General features: G+C 34.2%; 1 protein-coding gene. It reads right to left on the bottom strand.

What is annotated here, in order from left to right; translation table 11 throughout:
- Positions 1 to 113: 113 nt before the first annotated feature.
- The coding region (locus QJ521_RS09605; RefSeq protein WP_282840263.1) for an IS1182 family transposase at positions 114 to 1,589 on the bottom strand (1,476 nt) is incomplete at its 5' end.

The following is a 1,589-nucleotide window of genomic DNA, read 5'->3' as shown; positions in this document are numbered from 1 at the left end:
CAGTCCTTTTTTCTTTATCTTAGCCTTCTCATTGTGGAAAACATATCAAAATCAGGTGTTTTCTGGCATGTTTAAAAGGAATTCTTAAGAATCCTTAGTTTTCCAGTGGATAATTATTGTACGATTCTGTATTTTTTGTTATGAAATTTAGCTAAATTATAGCCAATTGCGATGAGCATAAACTCAAATTTCACATTTTGAATGCCACGACGTTTAAATCTTCTAAATCTCATTTGATCTTTAATGATGCCAAACGCACCTTCAACTTGTATCGAGCGCTCTACTCTAAGTTCAATACCGAGTTCTGATTGAAGGTTTTCTCTTGCTTCTTTTTGAAGTGCCCACAGTTCTTCGTTGATTTCTACCCTACGCTTTGAACTAGGCACTTCATATACATCATTCCCCTTCTTGTTTTTCCATAAGAAGGTCAGTTTTTCTTTGTTTTCATCGTAGAAGTTGCCATCTTCATCTTTTTTGAAGTTTACAGGTCTACTTGGATCTTGTGCATATTTTTGATTGGCTGTTTCTTTACGATACATCGAATACTTTTGATATAGTTCCATCTGATTGTCTTTAAGATATCGATAGTTTTTTAGTCCACCATAACCAGCATCTGCGACTGGATATTTTGGATAGATTCCCTGTGCTCTCCTGTATCCTTCTAAAAAGGGGATAAACGTTTGATAATCATTTCTCTCTTGGAAAATATCTAAGTGCATAATGTATTCATCAGATACACCAATTTGTACATTGTATCCCGCTTTTAATTGACCATTTCTCATGTGGTCTTCTTTCATGCGCATAAACGTTGCGTCATGATCGGTTCTCGCACATGAGTTTCTATCGGGTCCGATGACATCGATCGTGTCGTTATATTCCTTAACTTTTATATAATACTCAGATATCTTTTCAAAATCCCTTTGTAAAGCTTTTTTTCTTTGACCTTTTCCATAGACAAATGAAATACCTGTTTGTTCGACTTCACGCTCTAAAAACTTTAAAATGTTTTCAATATAACTGACTTCATAAGTCTCATAAATCGGAAAGATGATCCCTATCTCTTGATATTGATCGTTGAGTTTTTTTATTTGTTTGCTTATCTTTTTGTACAGCTTATCTCTAAATTTCTCAATTGAGCCTTTCCAGATGAACTTGTATTTGTTTGCGTTGGCTTCAATTTTCGTACCATCGATATAGAGTCTATCCGTATCGATTTTCTCTTGATCAATAATATATTGATTCAAATCATAGAAGAGTTTTTCAATGCTATCTTTCAAACGATGCTTCATAAACTCACTAATCGTTTGATGGGATGGCTTTAGCTCATCTGTGAGCCACATAATTCTAATATCATGCTGTGCGGCTTTTGCCATGTCTCTTAGGCTTGTGATGTTTTCCATCTGACAAAACAATATCAATTTGAGCATATTGACTGGATTATAGCCGATTCTACCAACTTTTGGCTCGGCTACGATGTATTTATTTAAATCAATCCTCCGAAATACTTCGTCAAATGTTCGAGCTTCACTATCAAATGGAATTTTTATATCAAATGATAGTGGTAATTTTAATTGTTTTGGGTTAAAATA

The sequence above is a fragment of the Peloplasma aerotolerans genome, assembly GCF_030012175.1.
Lineage (GTDB): Bacteria > Bacillota_I > Bacilli_A > Acholeplasmatales > Acholeplasmataceae > Peloplasma > Peloplasma aerotolerans.
Note: the sequence above shows the minus strand (reverse complement) of the source record. Positions and strands in the feature narration are given on the sequence as shown.